12 protein-coding genes and 1 pseudogene are annotated in these 13674 nt (G+C 64.6%); 8 read left to right on the top strand and 5 right to left on the bottom strand.

From position 1 onward, the window contains the following. The first annotated feature begins 106 nt into the window (after nt 1–106). From flhB to Y887_RS16915, 8 genes are all read left to right on the top strand, one after another. On the top strand, nt 107–1237 hold the full coding sequence (flhB, locus tag Y887_RS16950) for a flagellar biosynthesis protein FlhB (protein ID WP_046965461.1): 1131 nt from the start codon (nt 107–109) through the stop codon (nt 1235–1237). Between the two features lie 17 nt (nt 1238–1254). Then, nucleotides 1255–3327, top strand: coding sequence for a flagellar biosynthesis protein FlhA (gene flhA / locus Y887_RS16945; protein WP_181113358.1), 2073 nt, complete (start codon nt 1255–1257; stop codon nt 3325–3327). 581 nt (nt 3328–3908) lie between these two features. Then, nucleotides 3909–5597, top strand: a complete 1689-nt coding sequence (gene flhF, locus Y887_RS16940) for a flagellar biosynthesis GTPase FlhF (protein ID WP_046965459.1) — start codon at nt 3909–3911, stop codon at nt 5595–5597. Further along, complete coding sequence (locus Y887_RS16935) at nt 5584–6468, top strand: MinD/ParA family protein (protein WP_010374294.1); 885 nt, start codon at nt 5584–5586, stop codon at nt 6466–6468. The genes flhF and Y887_RS16935 overlap by 14 nt, the downstream gene beginning before the upstream one ends. Then, entirely contained in the window at nt 6465–7232 is a 768-nt protein-coding gene (locus Y887_RS16930) for an RNA polymerase sigma factor FliA (RefSeq protein ID WP_005918198.1), read from the top strand. The genes Y887_RS16935 and Y887_RS16930 overlap by 4 nt, the downstream gene beginning before the upstream one ends. Nucleotides 7233–7267: 35 nt before the next feature. Then, a complete protein-coding gene (cheY, locus tag Y887_RS16925) occupies nt 7268–7660 on the top strand; it encodes a chemotaxis response regulator CheY (RefSeq protein ID WP_014507662.1) in 393 nt (130 codons plus the stop codon). Beyond that, the gene (locus tag Y887_RS16920) at nt 7660–8286 is read left to right on the top strand and encodes a protein phosphatase CheZ (RefSeq protein WP_046965458.1); all 627 of its coding nucleotides are present in this window, start codon (nt 7660–7662) and stop codon (nt 8284–8286) included. Before cheY ends, Y887_RS16920 begins: the two co-directional genes overlap by 1 nt. Nucleotides 8287–8288: 2 nt before the next feature. Further along, nucleotides 8289–9941 carry a chemotaxis protein CheA gene (locus Y887_RS16915; RefSeq protein WP_046965457.1) on the top strand — a complete coding sequence of 551 codons (1653 nt, stop codon included), beginning with the start codon at nt 8289–8291 and terminating at the stop codon, nt 9939–9941. Between the two features lie 244 nt (nt 9942–10185). Here Y887_RS16915 and Y887_RS16910 read toward each other — a convergent pair whose 3' ends face one another. The 5 genes and pseudogenes from Y887_RS16910 to Y887_RS19450 form a co-directional block, all read right to left on the bottom strand. Then, nucleotides 10186–11088, bottom strand: coding sequence for an XVIPCD domain-containing protein (locus tag Y887_RS16910; RefSeq protein WP_046965456.1), 903 nt, complete (start codon nt 11086–11088; stop codon nt 10186–10188). 104 nt (nt 11089–11192) lie between these two features. Then, a complete protein-coding gene (locus tag Y887_RS16905; protein ID WP_104612405.1) occupies nt 11193–11894 on the bottom strand; it encodes a hypothetical protein in 702 nt (233 codons plus the stop codon). A gap of 101 nt (nt 11895–11995) precedes the next feature. Beyond that, a complete protein-coding gene (locus Y887_RS16900; RefSeq protein ID WP_046965455.1) occupies nt 11996–12634 on the bottom strand; it encodes a hypothetical protein in 639 nt (212 codons plus the stop codon). Nucleotides 12635–12808: 174 nt separating this feature from the next. Beyond that, a pseudogene (locus Y887_RS21485) lies at nt 12809–13427 on the bottom strand (hypothetical protein). An 85-nt stretch (nt 13428–13512) separates the two neighbouring features. Then, a partial coding sequence (locus Y887_RS19450; RefSeq protein ID WP_157004341.1) for a SymE family type I addiction module toxin occupies nt 13513–13674 on the bottom strand: 162 nt, incomplete at its 5' end.

Raw genomic sequence — 13674 nt, 5'->3', positions numbered from 1 at the left:
CCGCGCCCAGCCACCCGCTCTTGCGATTCCCCAATCCCGATTCCCCAATCCCGTTCTGAGGAACACAACTTGCATCAGACCGATCTGATCCCCCACCGGCACCTCCATGTCCGAGTCCGAAGACGGCGGCGAGCGTACAGAGCTTCCCACCGAAAAACGCCTGCGCGAGGCACGTGAGCAAGGCAACATTCCGCAATCGCGGGAGTTGTCGACAGCGGCGGTGTTCGGCGCCGGCGTGTTCGGCCTGATGGCCCTGGCCGGCGGCATCGGCGATGGCGCGGCGGTGTGGATGAAGACCGCGCTCAGCCCCGACCCGAGGATGCGCGAGAACCCGATGGCGCTGTTCGGCCACTTCGGCGACCTGCTGATGCAGTTGCTGTGGGTGATGCTGCCGTTGATCGGCGTCTGCCTGCTGGCCGGGCTGGCCGGCCCGCTGCTGATGAGCGGCCTGCATTTTTCCGGCAAGGCCATCATGCCCGACCTCACCAAGCTCAACCCGGACAACGGGATCAAGCGCATGTGGGGCAGCAACAGCCTGGCCGAGCTGGTCAAGTCGATCCTGCGCCTGCTGTTCGTCGGCCTGGCGGCCTGGCTGTGCATCTCCAAGAACCTGCACGGCCTGCGCTCGCTGGTGAACCAGCCGCTGGAACAGGCCGTCGGCAACGGCCTGCAGTTCACCAAGAGCCTGCTGTTCTACACCGCAGGCGCCTTGGTGCTGCTGGCCGCCATCGACGCGCCTTACCAGAAGTGGAACTGGATGCGGAAGCTCAAGATGACGCGCGAGGAGATCAAGCGCGAGATGAAGGAGAGCGAGGGCAGCCCGGAGGTGAAGGGCCGTATCCGCCAGATGCAGATGCAGATGTCGCAGCGCCAGATGATGGAAGCGGTGCCCAAGGCCGACGTGGTGCTGATGAACCCGACCCACTACGCGGTGGCGCTCAAGTACGAAGGCGGCAAGATGCGCGCCCCGATCGTGGTGGCCAAGGGCGTGGACGAAATGGCCTTCCGCATCCGCGAAGCCTGCGAACAACACCGGGTGGCGATCGTCACCGCCCCGCCTTTGGCACGCGCCTTGTATAGAGAAGCGCAAATCGGCAAGGAAATTCCCGTGAGACTCTATTCGGTCGTGGCCCAGGTGCTCTCCTACGTCTACCAGTTGCGCGGCTGGAACGGCGGTCCGATGCCGGAATTGCCGTCGCTGGACGTGGATGAGTTCGGCAAGGGAGCCAGCGCATGAGCGCCCAGCCCGCCCCGATGAATGCCCGCCGCGTCATGGAGTTGCTGCGCAACGGCCTGGGCGCGCCGCTGGCGCTGATGGCCATGTTGGCCATGCTGATGGTGCCGCTGGCCGCGCCGGTGCTGGATGCGCTGTTCACCTTCAACATCGCCATCTCGCTGATGGTGCTGCTGGCGGTGGTGTACGTGCAGCGCCCGCTGGAATTCACCATTTTCCCGATCGTGCTGCTGATGACCACGATGCTGCGGCTGGCGCTGAACGTCGCCTCCAGCCGCGTGATCCTGATCAACGGCCAGGACGGCCATGCCGCGGCCGGCAAGGTGATCGAGGCCTTCGGCCAGTTCGTGATCGGCGGCAACTACGCCGTGGGTATCGTGGTGTTCGCGATCCTGACCATCATCAACTTCGTGGTCATCACCAAGGGTGCCGGACGCGTGTCGGAAGTGACCGCGCGCTTCATCCTGGACGCCATGCCCGGCAAGCAGATGGCCATCGACGCCGACCTCAACGCCGGTTTGCTGACGCGCGAGGAAGCCAAGGCCCGCCGCGAGGAAGTGCGCGAGGAAGCCGACTTCTACGGCGCGATGGACGGTGCCAACAAGTTCATCCGCGGCGACGCCATCGCCGCCATCCTGATCCTGTTCATCAACCTCATCGGCGGCATGGCGGTAGGCATGTTCCAGCACGGCATGACCTTTGTGGATGCCGCCTCCACCTACACCCTGCTGTCGATCGGCGACGGCCTGGTGGCGCAGCTGCCGGCCCTGCTGGTGTCGTCCTCGGTGGCCTTGCTGGTGACCCGCGCCTCGCGTGCGCAGGACATGCGCGGGGCCATGATCAGCCAGGTGTTCGGCCAGCACCGCGCATTGGCGGTGGCCGCGGCCATCCTGGGCCTGGTCGGCCTGGTGCCGGGCATGCCCAACGTCGCGTTTTTGACGCTGGGCCTGATCCTGGGCGTGATCGCCTGGAAAATGTACAAGCGCAGCCTGGTCGTCGCCCCGACCGGCGACCCCGCCAGCGACCCCAAGGCGGCGGCCGCCGCCACTGCCGCACAGGCCAGCGCGGAGCTGAGCTGGGACGAACTGCGCCCGATCGACCCGCTGGGCCTGGAAGTGGGCTACCGCTTGATCCCGCTGGTGGACAAGCACCAGGGCGGCGAACTGATGGCGCGCATCAAGGGCGTGCGTCGCAAGCTCACCCAGGACATCGGTTTCCTGGTGCCGCCGGTGCATATCCGCGACAACCTGGAGCTGTCGGCCAACGCCTATCGCCTGCTGGTGCACGGCGTACCGGTGGCCACGGCCGAGATCTACCCCGACCGCGAGCTGGCGCTGGACCCGGGCGGTGCGCTCGGCCAGCTGGACGGCATTCCCGGCAAGGACCCGGCGTTCGGCCTGGATGCCACCTGGATCCAGCCGCACCAGCGCTCCTACGCCGAATCGATGGGCTATACCGTGGTCGACCCGGCCACCGTGGTGGCCACGCATCTGTCGCACCTGATCCGCGAACACGCCCCGGAACTGCTCGGCCACGAGGAAGTGCAGCAATTGCTGGCGACCCTGGCCAAGACCGCGCCCAAGATGGTGGAAGACCTCACCCCGAAGGCGCTGCCGCTGTCGGTGGTGGTGCGCGTGCTGCAGAACCTGCTGATCGAGCGCATCCCGGTGCGCCAGCTGCGCAAGATCGTCGAAGCGCTGGTCGAGCACGCCCCGCACAGCCAGGACCCGGCCACCCTCACCGCCGCGGTGCGGACCTCGCTGGGCCGCTTCATCGTGCAGGAGATCGCCGGCATGTCCGCCGAACTGCCGGTGTTCACCCTGGCCCCGCAGCTGGAGCGCGTGCTGCAGGAATCCACCCACGGCAACGGCGTGGCGCTGGAGCCCGGCCTGGCCGAGCGTCTGCACCAGAGCCTGGCCGATTGCGTCGGCAAGCAGGAAGCCCGCAACGAACCGGCCGTGGTCCTGGTACCCGGCCAGGTCCGCGCCGCGCTGGCCCGCCTGGTCCGCCACAGCGTGCCGAGCCTGTCGGTGCTGGCGTACAGCGAAGTGCCGGAAGACAAACGCCTGAAGCTGGTCGGCACGATCAGCTGAGCCGAACGCACCTCGTAGGAGCGCACCTGGGCGCGACTGCTTTACCGGGACAGCCCGTCGCGCCCGAGTGCACTCCTACGTACCTATCCGTGCGCCAGGCCGTCATGCCAGCCAGCGCTCGCTGCAGGCTGGCGACCGACCACCACACCCGGCGTCGGAAAGTCGCCACTGGTGTGGACCTCCAATCGATTGCACGACGCCGGCCGTCTCCAGGTGTCCCAAGCGCTCCAGGCGCGACGTCCGGCCCGCCGGCGTCTCGACCCGCATCGGTGATGCCAGCGCCTCGCCGCTCCGAGAAAAATCAATCAATCCAATGATTTGAAATCCTCGGCGCGGATCGGATGCCCAGCCTTGCCCCGTCCCGATCCGCCAACCTCCCGCGCCGGAACCCCGGCACCGCCGTTTTGGCACGCCGCGTGCATTAGCTCTGGCGAGACCGCAGACAGCACCACCGCTGCGGGGCGGATGGCAGGACTTGGAACAACCGAACGGGACAGGCAACTCATGACGCTGGCAACACACCCACATTCATCGCGCACCCGTCCGGCGTCCGGCGGGTCCCGTTCCTGGAGGCATGTGGCATGAAGATCAAACGCTTTGTTGCCCCGGACATGCGCACCGCATTCCGCATGGTGCGTGAAGAGCACGGCCCGGATGCAGTGATCCTGTCCAACCGCCGCACCGCTGAAGGCATCGAGATCGTCGCCGCCAGCAACTACGACGAAGAACTCGTGCAGCGGGCACTGGAAACCGCCCGCTCCGACGCGCCGGCCACCCACGCCGCTGCGCCGCAGCAGGCACCCGTGCAGCAGGCTCCGGCACAGCCGGTGCAGCCCGCCGCCCGCCCTGCCGCACCGGTGCATGCACCGCTCAAGCCGGCAACCGAGACCGGCATGAGCCACCGCCAGCGCGTTGCCAATGCCGCCGAAGACATGATCGCCGCCATGGCCCTGCGTCAGCCGGTCGGCGTGCCGCGTCAGGCCCCGGTGGCCACCCCGATCCGCAGCGCTGCGCCGATGCCGGCCGTGCAGGACGTCGCCGCCCCGGTTGTCCAGCGTCAGGAACACGCGCTGTCGGCCGTGCCGGAACAGCTGTTCGCCGACTTTTTGACCACCGCCCCGGTGCAGCGCCCCGCCGTACAGGCCGCTCCGGTGCAGGCGCCGGCCCCGGTGGTTGCCGCAGCGCTCGCCGCCCCGGCCTACGCCGCGCACGGGCAGGACGACGATGGATTCGACGACGAAGCCGACTTCGACCTGGACGAGGCGCTGCCGCAGATCCTGCCGCCGGCCGCGTTGCCGCCGGTCGTCGTCGCCCCCGCCGCGCTGGCTGCGGTTCCGGTTGCCGCCGCGCCGGCCCCCCAGAACGACGAAGAACTCAAGCAGCTGCGTGGCGAACTGGCGCTGATGCGGCAGATGATCGAGCGCGAAATGAACCGCCTCACCGACGAGCGCCTGCGGGGCTCCCCGGTGCGTGCGCAGGCGCTGGAGCTGATGGACGACTACGGCTTCGATGCCGGCCTGACCCGCGATGTCGCCATGCAGATCCCGGCCGATACCGAATTGCACCGTGGGCGCGGGCTGATGCTGGGCCTGCTGTCCAAGCGCCTGCCGGTGGCCCCGATCGACCCGCTGGAACGCGGCGGCGTGATCGCCCTGGTCGGCCCGACCGGTGCCGGCAAGACCACCACCATCGCCAAGCTGGCACAACGCTTCGCCGCCCAGCATGCCCCGCGCGACGTCGCCCTGGTCACCACCGACACCTTGCGCGTCGGTGGCCGCGAGCAGCTGCACAGCTACGGCCGCCAGCTCGGTATCGCCGTGCACGAGGCCGACAGCGCCGAGAGCCTGCTCGAGCTGCTGGAGCGCCTGCGCGACTACAAGCTGGTGCTGATCGATACCGCCGGCATGGGCCAGCGCGACCGCGCCCTGGCCGCCCAGCTGAACTGGCTACGCGCCGCCCAGCAGGTGACGTCGCTGCTGGTGCTGCCCGCCAACTCCCATTTTGCCGACCTCGACGAGGTCGTGCGCCGCTTCGCCCACGCCAAGCCCCAAGGCGTGGTGCTGACCAAACTCGACGAGACCGGCCGCTTCGGCAGCGCCTTGTCGGTGGTGGTCGACCACCAAATGCCCATCACCTGGGTGACTGACGGACAGCGGGTCCCCGACGACCTGCACCGCGCCAATGCCGCCAGTCTCGTTCTTCGTCTTGAAGATTTACGGCGCGCTGCCGATAAGCCCTGTACTCCGGAGCACAACCATGCAGTCGCGTGAATACGCCAAGCTGACCAACGCCTTCCCCCTGTCGGCGACCCGTCCCGAGCCCTTGGGCCCGGTGCGCACCATTGCCGTGACCGGCGGCAAGGGCGGCGTAGGGAAAACCAACATCTCCGCCAACCTGGCGGTGGCGCTTGCCGACATGGGCAAGCGCACCCTGCTGCTGGACGCCGACCTGGGCCTGGCCAACCTGGATGTGGTCTTGGGACTCTCGCCCAAGTACACCCTGGCCGACCTGATCGCCGGCCGCTGCACGCTGGATGAAGTGATCATCGAAGGCCCCGGCGGCGTGCTGGTGGTGCCGGCCGCGTCCGGTCGCCGCCACATGGCCGAACTGGCCCCGGCCCAGCACATCGGCCTGGTCAACGTGTTCTCCGAACTGGAACGCGACCTGGACGTGATGGTCATCGACACCGCCGCCGGCATCACCGACAGCGTGCTGACCTTCTGCCAGGCCGCTCAAGACACCGTGGTGGTGGTCTGCGACGAACCGGCCTCGATCACCGACGCCTACGCGCTGATCAAGGTGCTCTCGCGCGAACGCGGCGTGGACCGCCTGCAGATCATCGCCAACATGGTGCGCGACCCCAACGAAGGCCGCCTGCTGTACGACAAGCTCTCGCGCGTGTGCGAGAAGTTCCTGGGCGACGTGTCGCTGAACTATCTCGGCCACGTGCCGCAGGACGACTGGTTGCGCCTGTCCGTGCAGCGCCAGCAGCCGGTCATCAAGGCCTACCCCGCCAGTCCGTCGGCGCAGGCCATTGCCGAAATCGCACGCCGTACCTCGCGCTGGCAGGCTCCCACCGTGCCGCGCGGCAACGTCGAGTTCTTTGTCGAACGCATCATCCAACGTGGAGTGGCCGCATGAGCACCGCTACCGCAACCACGGCCAGCGCGCAGTACCGCGCCGTGCAGCGCAACAACGCCAACGACGTGGTGACCCAGCACGCCGATCTGGTCCGCCGCATCGCCCACCATCTGGCCGCGCGTCTGCCGGCCAGCGTGGAAGTGGACGACCTGATCCAGGCCGGCATGATCGGCCTGATCGAGGCCTCGCGCAGTTACGACTCCGAACAGGGCGCCTCGTTCGAAACCTATGCTTCGATCCGCATCCGCGGCTCGATGATCGACGAGATCCGCCGCGGCGACTGGGTACCGCGTTCGGTGCACCGCCGCGCCCGCGACGCCGCCGCGGCGGTGCGCAAGATCGAGCAGAACACCGGCCGCGCCGCCGCCGCCACCGAGGTGGCCGCCGCGATGGAAATGCCGCTGCCCGACTACCTGCGCCTGATGGAAGATGCCGCACGCGGCCAGGTGCTGAGCCTGGAATCGCGCATCGAAGATCACGGCGAGCTGGACACCACCGCCAAGGGTGGCCCCAACCCGCAGCAGATGATGGAGCGTGGCGAATTCGGCCGCGAGCTGGGCAAGGCCATCGGCCAGTTGCCCGAACGCGAGCAGCTGGTGCTGTCGCTGTACTACGAACAGGAATTGAACCTGAAGGAAATCGGCGCCGTGCTCGGTGTCAGCGAGTCGCGCGTCTGCCAGATCCATGGCCAGGCCGTGGTGCGTCTGCGCGGCCGCCTCAAAGTCTTCGAACTGGCCGATGCCGGTGTCGAAATTGACGACTAATTTTTTCGCGTAATTTTTAGCGTTAGGAGCTTGATGTGAACAAGAACATGCGGATCCTGATCGTGGACGACTTCTCGACGATGCGACGTATCGTCAAGAATCTGTTGGCGGATCTCGGCTTCACCAATACCGCAGAGGCCGAAGACGGCAACAGCGCACTTGCCGCGTTGCGCGCGGGCCCGTTCGATTTCGTGGTGACGGACTGGAACATGCCCGGCATGACCGGCATCGACCTGCTGCGCAACATCCGCGCCGACGCCAAGCTCAAGCACCTGCCGGTGATGATGGTGACCGCCGAAGCCAAGCGCGAGCAGATCATCGAAGCGGCGCAGTGCGGCGTGAACGGCTACATCATCAAGCCGTTCACCGCGCAGACGCTGGAAGAAAAGCTGGGCAAGGTGTTCGAACGTCTGGCGGCGACCGCCTGATGAACGCCACCGTGGAAACCGATGCCGAACGTGCCGCGTTGATCGAGCGCCTGCAGAACGCGCTCGATGCACTGGAAAGCGGTGACCAGGTCGCCTGGCGTCGCGAGGTCGATCACCTCGCCGCGCTGCGCACGCGCCCGATGATGCAGAGCCTGAGCCGGCTCGCGCGCGAACTCGGCCAGGCGCTGGGCGAGTTGCCCACCGTGCCCGAGGAAGCCGGCGAACTGGACGATGCCTGCTCGCGTCTGGACCACGTGGTGGAAATGACCGAAAAGGCCAGCCATCGCACGCTGGACCTGGTGGAAGAATGCCGCGTGCTGGCCAATCAGCTGCGCGACGGCGGGCTCAATCAGGACCAGGGTGTGCTGCTGGAGCAGATCCGGCATAACCTCACCGAACTGTCGCTGGCGCAGAGCTACCAGGACCTCAGCGGGCAGATCATCCGCCGCGTGGCCGGCATCGTGCGCCGCGTGCATGAAGGCTTCGGTGCGCTGGGCCTGCCGCCCAAGAACACCGAGCCGAAGAAAGACGACGGCGGTCTGGCCGGTCCTGCAATCAAGGGCCTGGACCGTCACGCGGTGTCGCAGGACGACGCCGACGATTTGCTGTCCGGATTGGGGTTGTAACCATGAGTGCTGTTCCAGACGATATTGCTGCCGATTTCATCGTCGAGGCCCAGGAAATCCTGGACCGCCTCGGCGAACAGCTGGTGTCGCTGGAACAGGCGCCAGACGAAGCCGACCAGCTCAACGCGGTGTTCCGCGGCTTCCACACGCTCAAGGGCGGCGCCGGCTTCCTGGCGATCAAGCCCATGGTGGAGCTGTGCCACGCCGCTGAAGAAACCCTCGGCATGGCGCGCTCGGGCCAGGCGGTGCTGCAGGCGCATCACTTCGATGCCGCGCAGCAGTCGCTGGACTATCTGCAGGCCATGCTGGATGCGATGGGCTCGGGCGAAACCGTGCCGCATGCACCGGCCTCGCTGATTGCGCAATTCGATGCCAAGAGCGGCCCGCCGGCAGTGAAGGCTGCGCCTAAAGCGGCCGCCGCGCCTTCGCACGACGACGGCCATGCCGCGCCGGCGCCGGGCGCCAAGGCCGCACCGAAGGGTGCCGCCAAGGGCGGCGCCGAAGCCGAACAGACCGTACGCGTGGATACCAAGCGCCTGGACGCCATCGTCAACCTGATCGGCGAACTGGTGCTCTCGCGCAACCGTCTCAAGACACTGCGTACCCGGCTGCGCGACGAAGAACTGGACCGCGCGGTCAGCACGCTGGACATCGCCACCGCACGTTTGCAGACCGCGGTCATGCGCACCCGCATGCAGCCGGTGAGCAAGGTGTTCGCCCGCTTCCCCAAGGTGGCCCGCGACGTGGCGCGCACCTTGTCCAAGGAAGTGGAGCTGGAACTGATCGGCGCCGAAACCGAGCTCGATCGCAATCTGGTCGAAGCCCTGGCCGACCCGCTGGTGCACCTGGTGCGCAACGCGATCGACCACGGCATCGAGTCCCCTGCCCTGCGCGAAGCCACCGGCAAACCGCGCAGTGGTCATGTGCGCCTGTCGGCGCAGCAGGAAGGCGACTACGTCAGTATCGAAATCCAGGACGACGGCGCCGGCATCGACCCGGAACGTCTGCGCGAGATCGCACGCAACAAGGGCCTGATCGACGCCGAAGCCGCCGCCCGCCTGAGCACCGACGAGTGCCTGCATCTGATCTTCATGCCGGGCTTTTCCACCAAGGCCGAAGTCACCGACATCTCCGGCCGCGGCGTCGGCATGGACGTGGTGCAGTCGCGTATCCGCGAACTCAGCGGGCAGATCCAGATCCAGTCCGAACTGGGCCGCGGCAGCCGCTTCATGATCCGCGTGCCGCTGACTCTGGCCATCCTGCCCACGCTGTTGGTGCAGGCCGGCGAAGCGGTCTACGCCTTGCCGCTGGCGCGCGTGGTCGAAGTGCTGCACGCACCGCAGACCTCGCTGGGCTGGTTCGACGGCCGCGCCGTACTGGATCGCCGCTCGCACACCCTGCCGCTGATCGACCTGCGCCGCTGGCTGGGCGTGCCCGCCGAACAACCGCCGCTGCTGACCGTGGTGCTGCTGCAGGCCGGCGAAACCCGCTTCGGCCTGGTGGTGGACCAGGTCCGCGGCCGCGAGGAAGTGGTGATCAAGCCCCTGCCCCGTGCCCTGCGCGGCCTGCCTGGTTACGCCGGCGCCACCCTGATCGGCGACGGCCGCATGGCGCTGATCCTGGATGTGGATGGGCTGCGCTCCAGCGATCATTGAGGTTGGGGATTCGGGATTCGGGATTGGGGATTTGAGAATCGGGAATCGGGAATCGGGAAGACGATCCTGGATGCCTGATCTAACAACAGCGGCTGCGTACTGCGGCCGTTGTTGTTTCACTACCAGCATCGCTGCCGATCTATGTCGCTACGCGCGCAGGCACGGGCGCGATGGTTTGGCGACGGTCAGGCTGCCGTGGAACTGAACCTGGAACCGTTATTTCGAACCGTTATTTCACTAGCCCTCACACCATCCGGTGCTGAGGCGCAATCGACTGATCTCGCTGTTGCTCCTGCTGCTGGGATTGCTGTTGGCGCTGCGTTTCGCCCAAGGCCTGCAATTGCGCCAAGGATTGCTCGACGGGCTGCGCAATCGCATCGCTCGTCTTCATATGCGCCATCTTGTGAGCGGGATCGTTCAACGCGCCTTCCACAACGAAAACGTTCTCGCCCTGCCGCACGGACTTGGTGTTCTCGCTCAGCACGACATGATCGATCCGCGACAGCCCGTTCTCTTTAGCTAAATACGCGCTGCTTGCTGCCAGCCGTGCGCTGTTGTCGTCGTATTCGCGGCCGAGACCTTGCTCAAGGCGGCGAACGGCCTCTTCTGCTTGGTGATGCAGCGGATCTGCTGGCAGCACTCTCGCGAGCTGTGTTGCTTCCTGTAGTGGAGATACCTGCTCACCGGGCGGCTGCGTCTCACCAATCACCTTCTGCCAAAGTTCCTGCTTAGGCTTCGGATTGATGTGCTCCTTATTCAATTCACTTTTAGGAAAAGGAGCAGAAATGCTCTTGATATCATCCACGTTTTCTACGGGCCTGATATCCCCATCGAAGCCTTTATCGATTCCGTCTTTTGTCTTCCGGTGCAGTCCAGCGTGATTGAGCGCATCCCATGTAAAGTCGATACAACTGTTTTTAGCACCGTGATATTCCATATTGAACCCGTGCTTAGCAGGGGCCGCGCCGAAGGCCTCCAGCTTTTCATACTGCGCTTTATCGATCTCCATCGTGCGTGAGTAATATGGTTTTTGGTAGGTATCGACGTCATTGAACGAAACTTTTCCTGGCCCGCTAGCCTCGCCATGCTTGATGGGCGAGAACCCATAACTTTTGACAGTCGTTCCGTCGTCAATCGAGTAGTACATATGGCCACCGAAGGATGTGCCTCCGGCCATCAACGGCGTACCTGCGGCAGCGACGTAGACAGTGACTGCATAGCGCCTTCCATGATCATCCATGCTCATTCCCCTCACTTTCCTTTGTAGGTGTAAGCGACAAGAAGTTGCGCATTAGCCGCAACCAGGGCCTCGGCGTTCCGATTAAAGCGCAGTTTGAGCCGATAACGGCCTGGCTGGACAGCATTGCTGTAGCCGAATGCCAACTCCCTGGATGCGGTCTGCTCAGTAGACAAACCGGCGTCCTGCAGCGTCGTACCGTCCGCATCAAAAGCGAACAGACCAGGAGCTATACCATCAGCTGACAAGGGAATGGACGCCTGCTGACCTACTCCCACACGCTGACTACGCTGCAATTCCACGGAGACCGGGCCGGATGGTTCAATACGCTCCAAGTGGAGCTCGGCCGAAACACCAGCGCTAATCAGCCTGTCAGCACTTTGGGAGACGGCAGTTGGATCGACACCGGTGATCCGCACACCGATGAAAATGGGCGGGGTCGCGTCGTCGGGCAGTGCGGGCACATCGAATTCCAGCTCCGTAGGCCCACGATCATGTGGGGTCAAACTCCGTACCAACGGGACGACCGTTCTCATCTCTATCTGCTCCTTTGCGATAGGCACGTTTGCAGGCGGCGGTTGCATGCTGCAGCCAGCGATCAGGCAGGTAATCAATGCCGTGAGTGCAAAGCGCATTCGATCGTTTGCAAGGGGCACGGCCTTTCTCCAATAAGTGTTGGTGCTGCAGGGGGAATTTTGACAGTTTTTCAATGTCATCGCGTCATGCACGCCTCTCCACAACCCCAAATGCCCTATGCACGCATTGCTTTATGAGGCCTGACAATTCCAGGACTGAGTGACATGTCCGCTACCTCAGCTTATCGGATGTAGACCCATTCGACGCATTTGTGCGCTACCAACTCTTGCAGTTCCGCAGCTTCACCTCGCGGAAAAACCTCTACTCGCATTCCTGGGCGCGTAAAGAAATCACTCATCCAGCGGCCGTCTTCCACCATGTTGCGTTGACGTACAAACCCGATGTTTTCCAGCTTCTTGGTAAACGTATTGAAATCGATCCCGCAGATCTCCGTCATGGACGGGGAAGCACCTGCTTGCGCTGGAATAAAAGTGAACTCGAACCAGCGCCCCGCAGTAGGCGTCTGGTCCATGCCAAAGCTATAACCCCACTCACTGGTAAGCGGAGCACTGGCGCCGTAACGCTTGGGATCAGCTGCCGCACGCGTCACCGGGACCCCCATTTTGGACTGCAGGTAGTCAGGTGTCAGATCGTCCAGTCCATCAATAGCTTGAATCAATGCAAGTATGCGGGTGAGCGCATCCTCTGCCGTTCGTATCGGCCCACTGGGTTCACTGCCAGCGGGAGTGACTTTGGATTCGGATGAGGAACGCATGGCCGATGTCTCCGTGACGGTTGCCGGGGCTGGGGTGGCCGCCGTGTGGGCGCATGCGCCCAGAGCGAGGGTGGCGAGCAAGGCGTAGAGGGGGCGCGCGATCATGAAGCGTCCGTTGTGCGCTGGTGTGGCTGCGACGCTAGTAGCATCGGGCGCTGAGGTCAATCGCAAGGCTTCTGGCAGTTGGTCGACGTGACACTTGGTAACTCCAGGCTCATTGCCGAAATCATTCAGAACTTTCAAAGCATCAGGACTGAGTGACATATCCGCTCCTTGGACTTAACGGATGTAGACCCATTCGACGCATTTGTGTGCTACCAACGCTTGCGGTTCCGCAGCCTCACCACGCGGAAAAACCTCTACTCGCATTCCCCGACGCGTAAAGAAATCACTCATCCAGCGGCCGTCTTCGACGATGTTGCGCTCACGCGCAAATCCCATTAGCTCAAGCTGCTGGGTGAAGCGGTCGAAGTCCAGACGACAGATCTCGGTCATTGAAGGCGATGCACCGGCCAAATTGCGATCAAAACGGAATTCAAACCAGCGTCCATCGAGTTTGGTTTCATCAACACCAAAGCCGTAGCTCCACTCTTTGGTGAGCCGGCCAAAAGCACGGTAATAGGCGTTCATCGTCTTTTACGAATTGAACGACCTGCCCCATTGCCGACTTCAGACGCTCGGGAGTGAAGTCGGAAATGGTCTGGCTGCCTTTGATCAACGCAAGCAGGTGGCCAAGCAAACCCTCCGCAGTGGGCTTGTCAGGCGGCACAGTGGCAGGGCTGGATGAACTCAGGGCGGATATCTCCGTGACGGTTGCCGGAGCTGCGCCGCCCGCCGCGTGGGCGCAAGCTCCCAGAGCCAGGGTGGCGAGCAAGGCGTAGAGGGGGCGCGCGATCATGAAGCGTCCGTTTTGCGCTGGTGTGGCTGCGACGCTAGTGGCATGCGGCACTGAGGTCAATCGCAGGTCTCTGTCACCCGCACCATCATCGCCGCACGCTGCGCGCCTTGGCCGGCACCTCCACCGGCGGCAACACCTCCATTAGCAGCTGCCCTTCGCTGGCGGTGATGCGCAACTTGGTGCCGATGGCAAAGCCCAGTTGCTCCAGCCATAGGCCGCTGAGGCGGACGTGGGGCACGTGCTGGTC

This window comes from Xanthomonas pisi DSM 18956, from assembly GCF_001010415.1.
GTDB lineage: Bacteria > Pseudomonadota > Gammaproteobacteria > Xanthomonadales > Xanthomonadaceae > Xanthomonas > Xanthomonas pisi.
The sequence above is the reverse complement of the archived record's forward strand: the minus strand, read 5'-3'. Positions and strand labels throughout refer to the sequence as shown.

Coding starts and splice junctions, on each gene's coding strand:
- flhB (WP_046965461.1), top strand. CDS start 107: ATGTCCGAGTCCGAAGACGGCGGCGAGCGTACAGAGCTTCCCACCGAA.
- flhA (WP_181113358.1), top strand. CDS start 1,255: ATGAATGCCCGCCGCGTCATGGAGTTGCTGCGCAACGGCCTGGGCGCG.
- flhF (WP_046965459.1), top strand. CDS start 3,909: ATGAAGATCAAACGCTTTGTTGCCCCGGACATGCGCACCGCATTCCGC.
- Y887_RS16935 (WP_010374294.1), top strand. CDS start 5,584: ATGCAGTCGCGTGAATACGCCAAGCTGACCAACGCCTTCCCCCTGTCG.
- Y887_RS16930 (WP_005918198.1), top strand. CDS start 6,465: ATGAGCACCGCTACCGCAACCACGGCCAGCGCGCAGTACCGCGCCGTG.
- Y887_RS16920 (WP_046965458.1), top strand. CDS start 7,660: ATGAACGCCACCGTGGAAACCGATGCCGAACGTGCCGCGTTGATCGAG.
- Y887_RS16915 (WP_046965457.1), top strand. CDS start 8,289: ATGAGTGCTGTTCCAGACGATATTGCTGCCGATTTCATCGTCGAGGCC.
- Y887_RS16910 (WP_046965456.1), bottom strand. CDS start 11,088: ATGTACTACTCGATTGACGACGGAACGACTGTCAAAAGTTATGGGTTC.
- Y887_RS16905 (WP_104612405.1), bottom strand. CDS start 11,894: ATGACATTGAAAAACTGTCAAAATTCCCCCTGCAGCACCAACACTTAT.
- Y887_RS16900 (WP_046965455.1), bottom strand. CDS start 12,634: ATGATCGCGCGCCCCCTCTACGCCTTGCTCGCCACCCTCGCTCTGGGC.